This is a genomic window from Veillonella montpellierensis DSM 17217, from assembly GCF_000426745.1.
In the GTDB taxonomy this organism is placed as follows: Bacteria; Bacillota; Negativicutes; order Veillonellales; family Veillonellaceae; genus Veillonella; species Veillonella montpellierensis.
On record NZ_KE384563.1, the window covers coordinates 1 to 16,963 of the forward strand.

Annotated in this window: 15 protein-coding genes, 2 tRNA genes and 1 pseudogene; 2 read left to right on the plus strand and 16 right to left on the minus strand. The window is 36.9% G+C overall.

Annotated features, from left to right (window positions below; genetic code table 11):
• From K357_RS0107180 to epsC, 7 genes are all read right to left on the minus strand, one after another.
• A tRNA-Gly gene (locus K357_RS0107180) sits at positions 1-75 on the minus strand.
• A 409-nt stretch (positions 76-484) separates the two neighbouring features.
• Entirely contained in the window at positions 485-1,459 is a 975-nt protein-coding gene (gene larC, locus K357_RS09420) for a nickel pincer cofactor biosynthesis protein LarC (RefSeq protein WP_028258078.1), read from the minus strand.
• Between the two features lie 50 nt (positions 1,460-1,509).
• Positions 1,510-2,607, minus strand: coding sequence for a nicotinate-nucleotide--dimethylbenzimidazole phosphoribosyltransferase (locus tag K357_RS0107190; RefSeq protein ID WP_244869389.1), 1,098 nt, complete (start codon positions 2,605-2,607; stop codon positions 1,510-1,512).
• A gap of 2 nt (positions 2,608-2,609) precedes the next feature.
• Entirely contained in the window at positions 2,610-3,641 is a 1,032-nt protein-coding gene (locus tag K357_RS0107195; protein ID WP_028258080.1) for a nicotinate-nucleotide--dimethylbenzimidazole phosphoribosyltransferase, read from the minus strand.
• Between the two features lie 18 nt (positions 3,642-3,659).
• A complete protein-coding gene (locus K357_RS0107200; protein WP_028258081.1) occupies positions 3,660-4,535 on the minus strand; it encodes a prephenate dehydrogenase in 876 nt (291 codons plus the stop codon).
• 226 nt (positions 4,536-4,761) lie between these two features.
• Positions 4,762-4,852: transfer RNA gene (locus K357_RS0107205), tRNA-Ser, on the minus strand.
• A 40-nt stretch (positions 4,853-4,892) separates the two neighbouring features.
• Positions 4,893-5,519, minus strand: coding sequence for a serine O-acetyltransferase EpsC (gene epsC / locus K357_RS0107210; protein ID WP_425314974.1), 627 nt, complete (start codon positions 5,517-5,519; stop codon positions 4,893-4,895).
• Positions 5,520-6,131: 612 nt separating this feature from the next.
• Between epsC and queF the strand changes: the two genes are divergently transcribed.
• Entirely contained in the window at positions 6,132-6,629 is a 498-nt protein-coding gene (queF, locus tag K357_RS0107215) for a preQ(1) synthase (RefSeq protein ID WP_028258083.1), read from the plus strand.
• A gap of 452 nt (positions 6,630-7,081) precedes the next feature.
• Here queF and K357_RS09150 read toward each other — a convergent pair whose 3' ends face one another.
• The 3 genes and pseudogenes from K357_RS09150 to K357_RS10050 all read right to left on the minus strand — a co-directional run.
• Positions 7,082-7,360, minus strand: coding sequence for a DUF1858 domain-containing protein (locus K357_RS09150; RefSeq protein ID WP_051212169.1), 279 nt, complete (start codon positions 7,358-7,360; stop codon positions 7,082-7,084).
• A 265-nt stretch (positions 7,361-7,625) separates the two neighbouring features.
• On the minus strand, positions 7,626-8,120 hold the full coding sequence (locus tag K357_RS0107225) for a GNAT family N-acetyltransferase (RefSeq protein ID WP_028258084.1): 495 nt from the start codon (positions 8,118-8,120) through the stop codon (positions 7,626-7,628).
• A gap of 357 nt (positions 8,121-8,477) precedes the next feature.
• Positions 8,478-9,356: pseudogene (locus K357_RS10050) on the minus strand (HAD family hydrolase); the annotation flags it as partial.
• Positions 9,357-9,992: 636 nt separating this feature from the next.
• Between K357_RS10050 and K357_RS10115 the strand changes: the two are divergent.
• Positions 9,993-10,088: a DUF2513 domain-containing protein gene (locus tag K357_RS10115; RefSeq protein WP_071838054.1), complete on the plus strand. Its 96-nt coding sequence runs from the start codon at positions 9,993-9,995 to the stop codon at positions 10,086-10,088.
• Here the strand turns inward: K357_RS10115 and K357_RS0107235 are convergent.
• From K357_RS0107235 to K357_RS0107260, 6 genes are all read right to left on the minus strand, one after another.
• Positions 10,063-10,281, minus strand: coding sequence for a hypothetical protein (locus K357_RS0107235; protein WP_028258086.1), 219 nt, complete (start codon positions 10,279-10,281; stop codon positions 10,063-10,065). The genes K357_RS10115 and K357_RS0107235 overlap by 26 nt on opposite strands.
• A 196-nt stretch (positions 10,282-10,477) precedes the next feature.
• Positions 10,478-11,428 (minus strand): DUF3644 domain-containing protein, encoded by a 951-nt coding sequence (locus K357_RS0107240; protein ID WP_028258087.1) that lies wholly within the window; start codon positions 11,426-11,428, stop codon positions 10,478-10,480.
• 14 nt (positions 11,429-11,442) lie between these two features.
• Positions 11,443-12,366 (minus strand): DUF4268 domain-containing protein, encoded by a 924-nt coding sequence (locus tag K357_RS0107245; RefSeq protein WP_028258088.1) that lies wholly within the window; start codon positions 12,364-12,366, stop codon positions 11,443-11,445.
• A gap of 15 nt (positions 12,367-12,381) precedes the next feature.
• Complete coding sequence (locus tag K357_RS0107250) at positions 12,382-14,013, minus strand: restriction endonuclease subunit S (RefSeq protein ID WP_028258089.1); 1,632 nt, start codon at positions 14,011-14,013, stop codon at positions 12,382-12,384.
• Positions 14,006-15,976, minus strand: a complete 1,971-nt coding sequence (locus K357_RS0107255; RefSeq protein ID WP_028258090.1) for an HsdM family class I SAM-dependent methyltransferase — start codon at positions 15,974-15,976, stop codon at positions 14,006-14,008. The genes K357_RS0107250 and K357_RS0107255 overlap by 8 nt, the downstream gene beginning before the upstream one ends.
• A 4-nt stretch (positions 15,977-15,980) precedes the next feature.
• A complete protein-coding gene (locus tag K357_RS0107260) occupies positions 15,981-16,877 on the minus strand; it encodes an ORF6N domain-containing protein (protein WP_028258091.1) in 897 nt (298 codons plus the stop codon).
• Positions 16,878-16,963 lie beyond the last annotated feature (86 nt).

Here is a 16,963-nt window from a genome sequence, read left to right on the forward strand (position 1 = left end):
TGGAGCGGGAAACGAGATTCGAACTCGCGACCCCCGCCTTGGCAAGGCGGTGCTCTACCACTGAGCTATTCCCGCATACAGAACCGAAGACAATCATAACACAATCGCTATAGACTGTCAAGCCGACTTACACATCTTGTTCTTGACTGCTTTATAATAATAGCAAATCACCTAGGCATTGTCAACACTTTTTTAGTCTAATTCTCAATGTTTATCGTTACGGCAACTCGAAAAGCACCTAAATAATTCATCTTAGCACCGTGAGCCACCTAGCTAACATGACAGAAATAGCCCTACTCACCGATAGACACGAGACAACAATATCCAGTGCGATTTAATCACAACTCTATTTCTTACTGAGTAGGATCTACCATAAAATAGTAAAATACGCATTCTAGTAACAACACGATTTCTTGACGAATACGACCTACTACTAAAATGTAGTATAAATTAACTACTATATACCGACAGTGATACTCCTTATTTAATGACTACCTATCACTAAGACGTTTGGTATGGGTAAATGTAGCGATCCAAAGCCATAACCAATCGCATTGCATCTAGTAAGACATGTTTCCATCTCCTCTATGCTAGACACACTATGGGTAGCCAAGGTTTTCACTAATGCAGCTCCAGTAGGTGTGACTAATTCACCCATAACGTGCGTCGTAAAAGTCGGTACCCCCTGCAATAATTGTTCTGTAGCCGGTGTCGGCACTGGCATCCACCCATGGTCACAATACACTTGACCCGTACCGACATGTAGGGGCGATATGACTAATTCACTGGCTCCTATGTATTCCATGCCAATCATCGTTCCTACTATATCAATGATACAATCAATGGCGCCCACTTCATGAAAATGTACCTTATCAATAGATACGCCATGAACAGTAGCTTCTGCTTCACCTAGGTGAGTAAATGCGGCTATGGATTTTTCTTTCACCCAGTCAGATAGATTACTGTGGCGAATGATATTCACAATATCTCCATAATTGCGTTTTACTCCATGCGATACGATTGGCACTACGCCGATTGCTTTAGTAACTGTTCTGCCCCAGTGCTGTAGAGTCCGCTCCCATACAGGTTGATGCGTAATAGCATGCAAAGTAACATCAAAAAAGGTGCCCTCGATTCTCACATCACGTTGTCCAGTCATGGGTCTATGATGATTTTTTTCAAACTCTTGCGCGTCGCCCCTTGCATGGACTTTCTCATCATTCGTAATATGATTGCCATTAGTTATCTCTTCTGTTTTACCGTCTACGCTTACTGTCTGTAACATACTTTCACACCCATTCATCTCATAGGAGCGAGGCTGATAGATATAGTCAAATCCTGCTACATGTAATTTTTCAATTTCCTTCTGAAAGTACGCAAAAGGGACGCCATAATCTAATAAGGCGCCCACCATCATATTACCACTAATACCAGAAGTACATAAGGCATATAATTTCATTTGCTAGTTCCCCACTATACTACGTTTACACTGCTTACTATATCCTAAGTTTACGCTTTGCCCTTTTTATAATTATCTGGGTTTTCTTGTCGTTCATTACCTGGTCCATCTTCTGCGGCCGCTACATTTGCTTCCACAAAAGTTTTCATATCGTTAAGCATATGCATAGATGCGTCGAGGATTGATAATCCCATAGTAGCACCTAGTCCTTCATCAATCGATACATCATAGTATAAATAAGGTTTCATCTGTAAATACTTCATTTGTTCTTGATGCACCGCATCATCATAAGCGGCAGATGGGAATACATACTCTATTACATTAGGTTCTATCGCCGTAGCCGCTACGACAGCTGCCCCTGTTATAGCATTATCAAACACAATCGCCATTCGGCAAGCCGCTGCACCTAGTACAAATCCCACTAAGGCTGCTATATCTGCTCCAGCTAGACGCACTATATCGTCTATGGTATCTGCTGTTTCATTCATCACAGATGTATCTATATAAGTACTATCATTGTCTATCTCTAGTTTCTTATGATACGCAGCGAGTAGCGTATCTACTGCAACCCCTGTTACCTTTGCCGTAACCAGTAACGCTCCTAAATAGGCGCCTTCGCCAATATGTCCTAGAGAAACGGCTTCGATGCCCTCTCTGTGCAAACGCTTAGCCCATGACACACCGACGGCTATCGCTTCTTGACACTCCTTTTTGGATAGTGCCTGTTCTCCTGAACCTCGTCCTTTCACAACGGGCATAGTAGCAATGGTCGACAAGTCAGATGTGTCACACCCAAGGCCTACATCCACTACATACACAGGGGCTTTCAATTTACTAGCGCCCCCCTGTGTGGCTGTACGTCCTTCGTGAAAGCGCATTACGCGCTGTAAACTATGTGCCATATTCGATGTAGGTCCTACATGATCTGCACAGAACAGAATTACTCCATATCGTAAATCATGCGGTTTTGGTACTTTATAAATGCCTGCTAATCGTTCAGCGATAACCTCTAATTGTGCCAAACTATAAATCGGTTTCGTTAAATTATCAATTCGTTCACGACATGCTTTCATTGCCTCTCTATCAAGTGTGCCTACCGTCATGCCATCACGATTCCATTCTATTGTATTAGGTATGCTCTGTGCCATCATTATACCCCTTTCATAGTTCTATACATGTGTACTGCTAAATCTAACATGCCCATTTGGATAGAACCACCCGATGCTTCACCTAAGCAAAGGCCCAAATCCACATAGGCGGCTAGACCCATCTTGGCCAACGCATTTTTATGAGCTTTTTCAGCCGATAAATGAGAAGCCATCACATAATCCATAGACATAGGTGCTAAGGAATGCGCTACCATGGCACAAGCAGTCGTATTAAATCCGTCAATAATCACCATGCATTTATGGGCAGCAGCACCCAAGATAACCCCCACAATGCAAGCAAATTCAAAACCACCTACGGCCGCCAGGATGCCCAATCCATCTGTTGATGGAATGTCCTTGTATTTTACCAACGTGTCATGCACTACCCGTTGTTTCAATTTCAATCGTTCATCGGAAATATTACTGCCTCGTCCTGTTGCTTCGTCAGCTGTTAGGCCCGCAAATTTAGCCGTCATTAAGGCGCTAGAGGTAGTATTGGCAATTCCCATTTCTCCCACTAAAAATACGTTATATCCTTCACTATGTTTTTCTTCTACCAACTGAATGCCTGCTTCGATGCCCTTAATAGCTTGCTCCTTCGTCATAGCTGGTTCTTCTAGAAAATTATGAGTTCCCATACCTAACTTGCACGAGCGTAATCCTGGCACCCACGACATATCAGCAGCTACTCCCATATCGATGACTTCCATATCCGCTTCACAGTAGTTAGCCAGTGCGTTGGCGCCTGCTCCTTTAGGGATTAAGTAGTTTTGTGTCATGCCTACCGTTGTTTCAATAGGATAGGCACTAACCCCTAATTTGGCAATACCGTGATCTGCCGAGGCAATAATCATACATCGTTTCGGTGGCATCGGCGACACTTGCTCCGTCGCCGCCCCATATTGTGCTACCATGGGTACTAATTTACCATACGCTTCTACACAATCTCTTTGTTGCCATTCCTCTTTAATGGCGGTTTCAATATCTCTATTGCGCGCTGTAATCGCTGCACATGTTTCTTTAAACGTACTCATAAGTCCTCCTCTACGTCTTTACTTGACCATTAACTCTGTAAATGTATCTCTAATCGCTTTCGCTTTGCGCAAATATTCTTCTAACCCGCGTCCTTCATCATCGGCCACTAGCAATTCTTTCAATCTAGCCACTTGTGTTTCCACCTCGGTCAACTCACGAAGGACCGCCTCCCGATTGCCTCGCAAAATTTCTCTCCACATACTTGGATTGCCTGCACAAATGCGAGTAACATCACGGAAACCTCCTGCTGCTAATTGCATGCGAAATGTGCCATCCTCACCGCCACCGCCGACAACGGCTACGGTAGCCGCCATCAAGTGCGGCATATGGCTCACACTAGCTAAGTAATCATCGTGTTCGTCTAACAGCACATGTATTACACGGGCCCCAAAAGCGCGTCCCATATTACTCAATTCCTGTGCCACTTGTTCACTCCAACACGCCTTAGACGGATCATCTAATACAATCCACGTGGTATGGCGAAACAGTTCCTTCGTGGTCATTTCAAAGCCGCCTCGCTCTGATCCCGCCATAGGATGAATGGATACAAATCGCACACCTTCTGGAATCGCATTATACACAGCTTTTACAAAATTACGTTTCGCACTAGATACATCGGTCACCACCATACCAGGGCGAAATAAATGGGCCGTTTCTGTAAATAATTTTGCATTTCTATCAGGCGGTAAAGCAAAGACGACAATGTGGGAATTCTCAATTATGTCTGTTACATTCGTAGAGGCACTACTGACACACCCATCGAGTAATGCTGCATCGCACACTTCTTGTCGCCGCGCATAGCCGATCACCTCATAATCGGTAAACGCTCGTAAGGCCTTTGCCATAGAACCACCTAATAGCCCTAATCCTATAATTCCTACCGTTGTACTCATATACGTCCCTCACGTTCTCTCTACTGCTATGTACCATCCCTGTATCTATACTACCATGAGGTACGCAATCTGACAAAAGAACATTCCTCATATCGATATGCTCTATTATACTCTATTTCACTACTATGAAAGTTAGGTGACTTCTATTTTTCCTATAAAAATAGCAAAACCAAGTATGTACAAGGTTTTGCTACGCTGCATATTTCATTCAGTTGTAAAAAAAGCATGGCGGAGGATTAGGGATTCGAACCCTAGCGACGGTAACCCGCCCTAACGATTTAGCAAACCGTCCTCTTCAGCCTCTTGAGTAATCCTCCAAGCTTTACTTTGCTATAATACCATACTCACTATAGGTTGTCAAATATAATACTCGATATAGTTTTCTTTTTTCTTCGACGCCAATGAGGATTCATGCTCTGCTCGTTCTAATTGGTTAGCCTCTATCGTTCCCGATTGTGGTTTTCGCACATACATATTTTCTGGATCCGTTTCAAAGATAATCATATCCGCAGGAATATCGTGTTTAATCACCAAATTACAGCCAATTTTTGTACGTGCCCCAATGGTAATATCTCCAAGAATTTTAGTGCCCGTACCAATCAGTACATTATCCTCTATTGTAGGATGTCGTTTCACGCGCTTTGACGACATACCGCCCAGCGTCACGCCATGAAACAACGTAACATCATCGCCAACAATCGCCGTTTCCCCAATAACGACGCCCATACCATGGTCAATGAACAACCCGCGTCCTATCGTGGCACCTGGATGAATTTCAATGCCTGTAACACGGCGCGCATGGAGTGCAATGCGTCGCGCTAGTATACACCAGCCTCGCTTGTATAAGCGATGGGCAAAAAAATGCCAAAATAATGCTGTCATATGTGGATATGTCCATAGCACCATAATTACCGTTGTGGCGGCTGGATCCACTTCCATAACTCGCTTTATATTATATTGTATTGTTTTCCATAATTGCCTCATACTACCCCTCATACTATCAATTTATGTACACCAAGCACTACTATCCCTATACCTTATACATAGAAAAACACTATATCTACGAATCGCAGTTAGACCATATACAAGTTCTGTGCTCATTGTATTACATCTATATTCCTATATCATAGCATATAATCCAATGTCTTTCCTACTATGTAAAATATTTTTATAGGTCTCATTATCGCTCTTTCTCATGGACACCCTATCCTACTATCATAGATGGGCGATACACACTACCTATCTCATCCATTTTTATCTATAACCATTTCTATTTTGATGCTTTTCTATCCGTATATGTTTCTATCTGTATACTTTTCTATCTTCATACAGCGCTATGATACGTAGTGATATCCATCTGATAGCAAGTAGTTACAAGTAGCGCCTATGTCGTATAAAAATCAGTTCCTTAGCCATCTTTCATAAAATAATGTATAATAAAGTATCACGTACTACTATGTAGTATTGAGCATCCATCACAGATGTACATTGATTGTATAGAATATGATAATTGATAGTATGCACGTATGACATACAGAGCCTATCCTAGATTTCTCATGTCATAAGCGCATATGCTACAGCAAGAAAGAGGTCATTATGAGCACTGGAAGAACTACAGAAGAATTACACGGCGTTACTGGATTAGGTCACACTACTACCTATCCAACCGATTATGCGCCACAAGTATTAGAAGCGTTCGACAATAAACATCCTGATAACGATTATTTTGTAAAATTTAACTGTCCCGAATTTACTAGTTTATGTCCCATGACAAAACAACCAGATTTTGCCACCATTTATATTTCCTATGTGCCAGACAAAAAAATGGTAGAAAGTAAATCCTTGAAATTATATTTATTTAGTTTCCGCAATCATGGCGACTTTCACGAAGACTGTATCAACATCATTATGAAAGATTTAATTCGTCTGATGGATCCTAAATATATTGAAGTATGGGGAAAGTTCACGCCTCGTGGAGGCTTATCCATTGACCCTTTTGCCAACTATGGTAAACCTGGTACAGACTGGGAACAAACGGCCAAGGAACGATTACACTTTCACGACATGCAACCAGAACGTGTTGCCTATCGCTAAGAGTCATATTCTCACCCCACATACTATAAGCCCTTATAACACCAATTATGTCTAGTGTTATAAGGGCTTTTCTTATCCTTATTCTATATGTATACATGTCACCATACAATAGGCTATAGTGGTTATCATGTTAACCTTCCTATATATCGTGGCTTATAAATCAGTCGCGTCTTATGCTGGTTAACTTTTATAACCACTCTGCACCATACCATTTTATGGTTATCTAAAGCTAGGCACTTCTCATATGATAAAAAATTCTAACAGCACTATTCTTGGTCATACCTTTGATTTCTACTTATATGTCTAATAGCACTTTGTAAGAAAAACGTTTTACGATCCTAGAAAAATCACCTAAAAAAACGTACTATACCAGTTGCAATGAGCATAGATGTGGAAAATTCAAGGAGATTTTCTATAGCAATCATCTAATGAATAGCACCACAAGTTCTAACTTACATGCGCCCATGATAGGTGTTAAAACTAGCATAAATAGAATCTCGTGCGTTTTCTAATTCTTCTGGCGTAATATTCGCTAGATAATCATTAATATCTTCAATCATATCATCTACATAGGACTCTGTCATGCCATGACCCTTGCAGGCTTCTAATACCGATACACCTTCTGTAGCATTACAAAATAGGCATAGCATACCATAATTTACTAAAATTTCTGGAATCACGGGAGACACCGCTAACGCCTCCACTAGGGGCATATCTTTTCTAATCTTCATCAAGGCTCTTACCTCACTTATAGTATACGCAAACTTATTACGATTATGTCTTAAGTATACACCAATCATCTATAACAAGCTACCCAAATGTTCCTAAGAGTGCCTTTTCCCTTATAACATGGTGCTCTATACATCAACGCTAACCTACCTATACTAGATGTATAAGAAGCAATTACGTTCAATAGAGTCTCTCACTATGCGCTCTTTCTAAAAAGCACATGTAAAAAAATCATGTCATATATCAATGATTACTCGTATCGTTTGATTACACACGTAACCAATACTGATCAATACTTTGCATAGCCCCCTTTTTATATCCCACTTCAGGAATCGTGCCGGCAAAGGTAAAACCAAACCGATGATGTAAGGCTATACTCGCCTGATTGCCCGACGTGATAACGGATACGACCAAATGCGTACGTTCATCGGCCTGTGCCAATCCTACAACAGCTTCCATTAATGCCGTCGCCACCCCTTGTTGTCGGTGCTCTGGATGCACATAGATAGACAATTCAACCGTACTTTTAAAAGCTTCTTTCACGCGATAGGCGGACAATGTAGCATACCCCAAAACGGTTTCTACCGCATCCACCGCCACTAGCACGATGTGATTATCCTGATGGTGTTCACGAAACCACACACGCCATTCTGAAAGTGTGCGCTCTGTTAGATCAAGCGTTGCCACACCGTGTTGCACCTCATAATTGTAAATCGCTAAACAAGCTTGTATATCGGCCTCAGTACCGTTACGAATCTTCATTCTCTCTCCTTTATCAGCTAACTGGATGTAGCATTGACCAATCTAGCAGTAGCATTGCTATGTATGTGCGTTCTTTCCCTCCAATAAGGCCCTTATTTTTTGAGCTTCTTCCGTATCGCACCGTTCACAAATCATAGCATAAAAATCACCAATATCCTCATCGTTGATAATATGCAACACCTGTGTATTCGTCAAGGCAATATGAATTAATTTCTGTCGCTGTGCATCATGCCATGTCGTCCAGTGTGATAATTTTTCTATAATTGAATGCGTGCTAGCAAAGTTAACACTATCTTCCAATTGGCTAATCAATTTATTCTTAGCCTTATCCTCTTCCGATTGCTTCTTCCAGTAAGCTTCCGTATCGCGATGACAGGCAAAGTGAACTTGTTCTAATCGTTCATTCACTGCGGTGCGGTCAATAATGCATTCCACCAGCGAGGATAAATCGGACCCTTTAGAATAATCGGCGGGAGCAAAATATCTAATACGATGTTCCGTCAACATGCGACATACTTTTGTCCGATCACGCAAGGTAGGATCATAGACGCCAATTGAATGACCGCCATTCGTGTTGACTAATTTCATGCAAGGAATATCTGTGTCACTATCGCCAATATACACCATATTGCGGAAGGGCACACGATATTCATCCGAACTAGTGTAATCATTGACAGCCTGATCATTCACATCTAAGGTGCCCTTTTCTATGCGAAACAAAAATTGTGTTTTATTGGTAAAGTTAACTGCTTGTGCTGGCCATACTGCCACGCCGGCTCGATCATAATAAAAGGAACTAGCATAAATTTTAGTGAACTCATGGGCAATGGGCGTGCCTTCAATCATTTCTTTAAGGCCCGATGAAATAATGTAATGCTCTACCTGGACTCCATGTTGCCTGCCATACTCATTCATGCGCTGAAACCACGTAGTCACCCCTGGGAACAACGTAACCTGTCGGCCATACCGTTGCAAACTATCTCTCGTTACCAACACTTTACCATGCGCCTTTTGTATCATCATATACATATAGGCCAAATTCTGATCCATTTCATTCCGTTCTGCCAGTTCATTAGAATCTTTCCAAAAATCAGAAATTTCACATTCCAAGGACTGAATAAACCCTTGGGCCTGCATATCACTAGGGGACAAGGTTTTATCAAAATCATAACAAATCGCCACAATAGGCAAACGAGTTTCCGCCTCATGTAGCAATTCTTCTTTATCCTTCTCCATACAAGTCCCATACTGATTTTTCTTTTCATAGCGCCCATGTCCATCTCGTCTACGAGATAGGGGGGCCTTATGCTGCTCTATAACAGGTGTTTCCTCTGAAAACTCTCTCGTCTTATCATCATTTCTTTTCCGTTTTGCCATTCCGTCGCCCCTCTCTACGCCTATGACTATGTACAATATGACTGTCTCATACAACTATTATCTATATCATACCATGTATGGCTGATTGTACCAATCACCTATATAGGTATGATACCTAATGGCACATATAGGGCTTTATCAAAGACTTTGTTTAAAAAGTTATTCCAACTAGGCACACATAAATGGTTTATCCCCTAGCAATAAGTGCAAATTGATATAAAGTATATTCTGACTAAATGTATTCATTTTCCAAGCTACGGGAATAAATACTATCAAACTAAGAGAAATCGAGAAATATAGCAGAAAATGAATACTCAAGATGATAGGGGAAAAAGCCCTCAATCCAAGACAAGTTGTATCAGAATACTTCTCAATATGTAACATATGTGTTGACAACTAAGAGAATTATGATAATTTACAAATTGCTTATCATTGTAAAATTTTAAATGAAGCTGGATTGATCGATTACTATAATGTTCAGTATGCTGATAACTCATTACACTTTTTTCAGTTGGTTCATTAACTTGGGAAGGACATGATTTTTTAGATACAATTAGAGAAGATACTATGTGGAATATTTCAAGAATATAATTAAAGATAAAGCTCTGCCGTTTCCATTAGAAGTTGCTAAAATCATCGCCACAAATTTGTTGGCAGTTTCAATGAAAGTAGCATTAAACTTATAAATGATAAAAAGCAAAAAAGCAACTAGGATTTTTCTCTTAGTTGCTTTTTGTATTCCTTGAAAATTATTCTTCAGGTAACCAATTTCTAAAATTTGCAAGCACAACACTCACAAAGCAGCCATTTATAAGGCTTTATACCCTATTTTTAACTATTCCCATTCTTTCTTTTCCAAACATCCGATATATCCCAAATCGTTCAAAATACTAGATTCTATTTTTTTCTTATAGCAGCAAATCCATCTAATTATAGGACATTTTTAAATTTTTAGTCCCATTCCAGTCCCAGTACCGGTACTAAAATTTATTTTTTATGCAATAATCTCTAACTTCATTAACCCAATTTTCATACCAATACCATTGTCTAGAAACCCATACACCAAAATTATATTTAAGGTTTCTTCCATCACATGATTTCCATAACTGTGTATGATAATGCATAGAAAACTTTGAAAACCCTTCATTTTTCATTAAATTAACTATTTCACTAGGAAGATATTTCTTTTTTTCTACACTTTTCAACAATACTCGTTCAAAATCTTTTGCGTCAGTACTATTTGCTGGTACGAATTTAATTGCTCTATCTGCTTGATTAGCTCTATTTACAGAAACAGGTACATATACTATTTTATAGGAATAGGATAAAGATTTTAACTCCTCGTCGTCTAAATCAGATTCAAACTCTGTTATAAAATTTCTAACATTAATAGGAATATTAACATTGGCTTCATTTCTTAATATTTCTTCTTGGTCTGGTGTTATAGGAGAAAACTGTATTGCTAAACTTAAATTATCTCTTATACTATGCTTTTTCCCAAACATTTTGATTATCTCTCTATTATAATTTAATGCGCATGCTTGTAGTTTAGCTCCAATATATTCATCAATGCTATCCGTTTTCTGATGTTCGATTTCATGTCTTATTCCAATTAAAAACCTCAGATTATTTGCTGTACCTTTATCTAATGGAGAAGCTTGTTCATTAATACACCTTTCTAGCTCCCAGTGCTTATATGCACCATTCTTAGTCCTATCATATCTTTTCCGTTTGCCTCTCATATGAAAATATCTATAATCTATACTTTCTTTGCTGTAATAAGCATGCATAAGATATGTCCAAGAAATAATGGCAGTGATAATAAACATCTCAGACTTAAATTTAATCAAAGGGTTGTTATAAATTTGTACAGCAGATACCATTGCTTCTTTTGATTTATCAAGTAACTCATTGGTTATTGATCTACCCATTTTAAACCCTCCAGCTATAAACGATTTCTAAAAGCATTCCTAATGTCAATAACTCTATCTATTACTTCATTAATTAATTCATTGTAGTTTTCATGATTGTCAAAATCTAATCCGCTAATATAGTAGATAATTCTGGAAGCTTTTTTATTATCTAATCTTTGCCAATCCATACTAAATCCCAATTCATTTTGTATTTCTCCAGATACTGAACACAACCTATCAAAAAGTTCCTTATTATCATTAATGTAAATTTCAATACCTATGCTATTGATTTTATTTACTAATGTAATTGATATATGTGCTTCGCTCGTACCAAGTGCAACATCATACCAGTGATCTGTTGTAGCTTTTCTTGCATTAAATGGCTTATTTCTTGAAATCAAAACTTCATTAAATCTATTCCAGAAGTTCAATCTTGCAGCCTGTGCTTTACTTAACTCTCCACTATCCATACCGGCGTTTGCTGTTTTTACAAAATCATTAGGCTTCTCTATAACCACAAATTTCGGTGCCGGCAAAGAATCTCCAATCTTATATGCACGAATTTCCATTAGAAAAAACGAAATATCTTTAGTTGTCTTATTATTTAGCCACTCTATTGCACTTCTATGTTCTTCTCTTGCTTCTTTAACAATCCAAATCACAACATTTGCATCCAATCCGGAAGCATATGTTATTATTTTGCCTAAATGGTCATGATTAGTAGCTTCAAGTTGGTTTTCAATAATAACCTTAATCCCCGTTGTTTCATCTTTTGCAACTAAATCACAACGGTAAGAACCAACAAAGACTTCTTTGTTTATCTCTATCAATGTTAAGCCTATTTCATCGCTTAGCATTTCAATATTTTCTTCTTTAGATAACCATTCCGAAAAATCATATTGCTCATGCTTCCAGAGTTCTCTAATATCAACTTCCTCTAATTTCCCTAATTTCAATTTATTCACCATCCTTTAAATATCTTTTAATATTTCTACTAAATTTTTCATTTCCTTAGAAGCAATATATCGATTCATAAACTTAAAATCTATATCTCCCAATTCATCCACTGGCATCATAATTTTTTGTCTTGCCATTCTATCTCCATTAAATTTATAAGCATAACGATATTTTTCTTTCTGTTGCAATATCATTTGCTTCAAGAACAAATAGCAATATTTATTTTGTCCCTCATCATCCTTGAAAGAAATGCGTTTAACATCATCAGAGAAAATACACTCATATGGATGATAGAAATTTTCTACTACACTTCCATTATAATTTACTCCAAGCACATTTTTATCTAATGATTTATTAGTATTACTTACAAAGTTAGTAATTCCGTTATTAGAATCTGTCGCTCCTATAAATGGCGTCTTACCTTCATTCATATTTGCCTTTGTAAGTCTAACACCAGAGTTAATATTGCAAATCTCATCCAAGAAAAACTCTTTCCAATCCACATTGTCAAAATGGTTATGTATTATATGTATATATATATATATATATATATATATATATTCGTCAAGGTATTTTAAGACATTTTTTATCTGTTTTTTCTCAATATTTTTTATAAAGTTTTCCATGTACTCATAATTAATTTCACCATCAGAAACTGGTAACATTATTTTTTGTCTCTTCAGCCTACCTGTTCCCATTTTATAACCATAACCATACTTATCTTTTTGGCTTGTAATTGCGTGAGCGATAAATAATGCAGTATATTTATTTTTTCTAAATGGTTTCAATTTTCTTGTATCATTGCCATATAATGCTTCATAACAATGATAGAATGCATATCCAACAGAACCATTACGGTTTACTGAAATACACTCTGAATCTAATGTTTTATTATTATTCCCTACAAAGTATCCTATCCCATTATTATTTGCAGTAGCTGTAATGTATGGAGTATCACCCATTGTTCTTTCTTTTTCGTATATATCTTTTCCAGAATAAATTTCAGCAATCTCTTCTATAAAAACCTCTCTCCATTCAACATCAGTTAAAACTTCAGGGCTAATCACTAAATCAAGTAGTCTATTTTTATAGTAATCCTTTAGCTCTTGCTTTTTCTTGTTTTCTCTTTCTTTGATATATTCTTCCATAAAGTGCCAGTTAGGATTACCTTGTTTATCAACAGGTAATAAAAGACTTGATTTTCGCATTCTTTTTGGTCTCCACTTTTTAGCATACTCAAAGCTTTTTCCACTTTGTTCCAACATTGGAATTAAAAATTTAGCAAGGCTACTATTTAGTTTGTATCCTTTTAAATATATAGGAGTAACATCATGACTACATGTAAATTTTTCTGCTTGATAATATACATTTCCTACAGATCCATTATTTGTAATCGTGAGACAGTTTCCATCAAATATTCTCTTATCTATATCTTTGCTAGTTTTTTCCCCTACTTTGTCGTAAGCTAAGATTATTTCTTCAGTATAGAAAGTGCTTATTCCATTGTTATATTGTGTTGCACTTAAAAAAGGTATTCTCCCTCCCTCTACTGGAGGTTTTTTATTATAATATCCATCTTTAATATCAAAAATTGATGATAAGCTAAATTGCCTCCACTCCACATCTTCTAAATGATACTTATACATAATCACCACCATCCTCTGCGACCTCTAACACATCATCTTCTATCTGTGCCTTTTTTTCTTCAATACCAAATAAATATCCTCTCCCATGAGTTATCATATTAACTTCAAAAGTTAAGTAGTCAGCAATAGTTTTTTCAAAATCTTCATCATTTGGAATTTCATCATTGAAATAATAAAAAGAGTGTAACCATTCATCTGTGTCTTCAACTGTGGTAGAAACACAGAATTTTGTTGGTGCTTCTATTTCTTCATTCCATACATCAAGAAGATGTTGCTTTTTGTCCTTTGCACTACCATCATCTATCAATCCAACGTGCTTACTAACGACATATCCATCATTTTCAAAATTTATGAATTTAGCTTTCTTACTTTTACTATGAGGAATACCTACAGTAAAAATTCCTATGCAAGGATTTGTTCCCACTCCATAGAATGTATTCTTATTTAAAGTTATAACTCCTTCAAGTGTATGCTTACTTAAAATTTTTGTCTTTAGATTCTGCTCATCCTTTGTTTTTCCTGTAAAAGTTGATTGTGGAACAATCACTGCAACTCTTGCTCCTTCAACTAAACTTTCTAATAGATGGTTTACAAAATTAATTTCATATAGTTCTGGATTCTGTTTTGAACCCTGTGAGTACGGAGGGTTCATCATTCCAACTGTACAGCCCTTAAGTTGAATTTTGCTTGGATTTTGAGCTAAGAAATCTTGGTTTTCTAAATTACTTTTACCATCTCCACGCAATATCATGTTTGTAGTTGCTATTGTGAACATATAATCCTGTAGTTCAATTCCAAACAATCTATTCTTTCTAATATCTAATTGTTCATTTTCATCTTCCGTCTTTGACAACATCTGGTGCATAGCAGCAATAAGAAATCCTGCAGTACCACAGCAAGGATCTAAAACTTTATCTGTAGGCTTTACATCAAGTAGTTCACAGAACAAATCTGTAATATGCCTTGGTGTCAAAATAATACCTAAACTCTGCCCATCTCCTCCAGAATATGACATAAATTCACCATAAAATCTACCGATATAATCTTCTGTAGATAAACTATATTTTATATTTGTGAAGATACTGTTATATAGAACCTCTGTAAAATATCTAAGTGGCGTTTTCCCAAGATTAGAGTTTTTTTCATTAATTTTGTTGTTATCTTTTATGATGTTGAATTGATTAAGAAGCTTGTCTCTTTTAACTTCAGGACTAACATTTGCTCTTTTTAAGTTGTCTTCTATTGCCTTATATATTTTTGAACCATCAGTTCTTATTTTATCGCCAATCAAATCAGAAATATCAAAATTTTTATGTTCAATTTCTGATAATGCAAGTAATATGCCAGAAACAATTAAGGGTTTGTTTTTATCTTCTAAATTCCCGTAATTTCTTAAATCTTCATGAAGGGAACGGGCAACTTTTAACAATTCTTCTGTCTTTAATTCATCATTAGTTTTGACTTCTAATATTTCTCTTTCGTAATACTCATTGATATTGTCACTACTGAAAGATATAAAAGTTTCAACATCATCAAGTTCCTTATATTCTCCCCTTTCATCAACGAAAATAGGGGAAATTCTATGATTTTTTTCATTTCCACTAACACCAATTGCGATTATTTTTTTATAAGTTGTATTTTTTGCTAAATGTTTCCCATAAAATAATGCACCGTTCACTGCATAATCTGTAATGGATTTAATATCTTCGGCGATTAAATCATGTTCATTCCTATTAACATGCTTATTTAAACTTGCTTTGTCTTCGATTACCACAAGAAAATCTTTAATTATTCCAACATATTCTGGAAATCCGACATTACCTGTCCCCTTCTTCGAAGCAGTAGCCAAAGCCTCATCTATTTCTTTTATAGTGCTTCCTTGCGCCGAAAAATCATTTTGTACACCTATTTCTTTAAGCATGTCATATACCCAAAGATCTGTCATTATTTCTTTCTTAGCCATACTTCTACCTCACCTTATTTATAAGACTTTGAATCAAGTCTTTATCTTCTAGCTTAGTAATTCCAAAGCTCTTTTTTCCTGCGTCCTTGATTGATGCTCCAATATGATAGACTTCCGCTTTATCTATAATTAAAAATCTATCATGAAAATCCGTAGTAGTTTTTACTGACAACTTTGGATATTGTGCATTGAACTTATTGATATCTTTTGTCGATAATTTCTCTTTACCTGCAGTTGCGATAATAATGTCTACACCTTTATTCTTCTTGCATAAAATATTAAGTGTATTGATATCAACATAGTTATCAATGAGAATTATCTCTTTTTTAGCTTTACCAACAAGCCCGACAATAAAGCTAAAGGCGTCATAGATTTGACCATCAAAGAAAATATTTTGTTTTATTTCTGTGTTTATTGCTATGTAGTTAAACACTTCTTCTAGCTTTTTATCTGTTTCTAATTGTTTAAGCTCAATTCTATCAAGGCGAGCAAACATTTCTCTATTTGAAAGTAAGAAATTGCGCATGTTAACAAATGCATCTATAATTTTAATACTAACATCTACTGCAATATCGCTTTTAAGCACTGCAGAAAGCATAGCAATTCCTTGTTCGGTAAAAACATATGGCATATAACGCCTACCACCATGTTTATTACCATTTTCACTTGAGGTCACAAATTGTGATCTCAAGTTTTTAAATTCTGATTCTGTTAATTGAAACCGAAAATGTTCAGGAAATCTATTTATATTCCTTTTAACCGCTTGATTAAAAACTCTCGTTTCTACGTGATAAAGTTCTGCAAGATCGCTATCAAGCATCACCTGCTTTCCTCTGACAGAATAAATCATATTCTGTATTTCTATATTATCAGCTATGACAATACTTTTACTTTCTGCCATAAATATCTCCTACATTTCTTTAAACTAGTCACAATTTGTAACCAGTTAACTATTGTCTATCTTGAGGTTCCATTTTGTCACCTCAA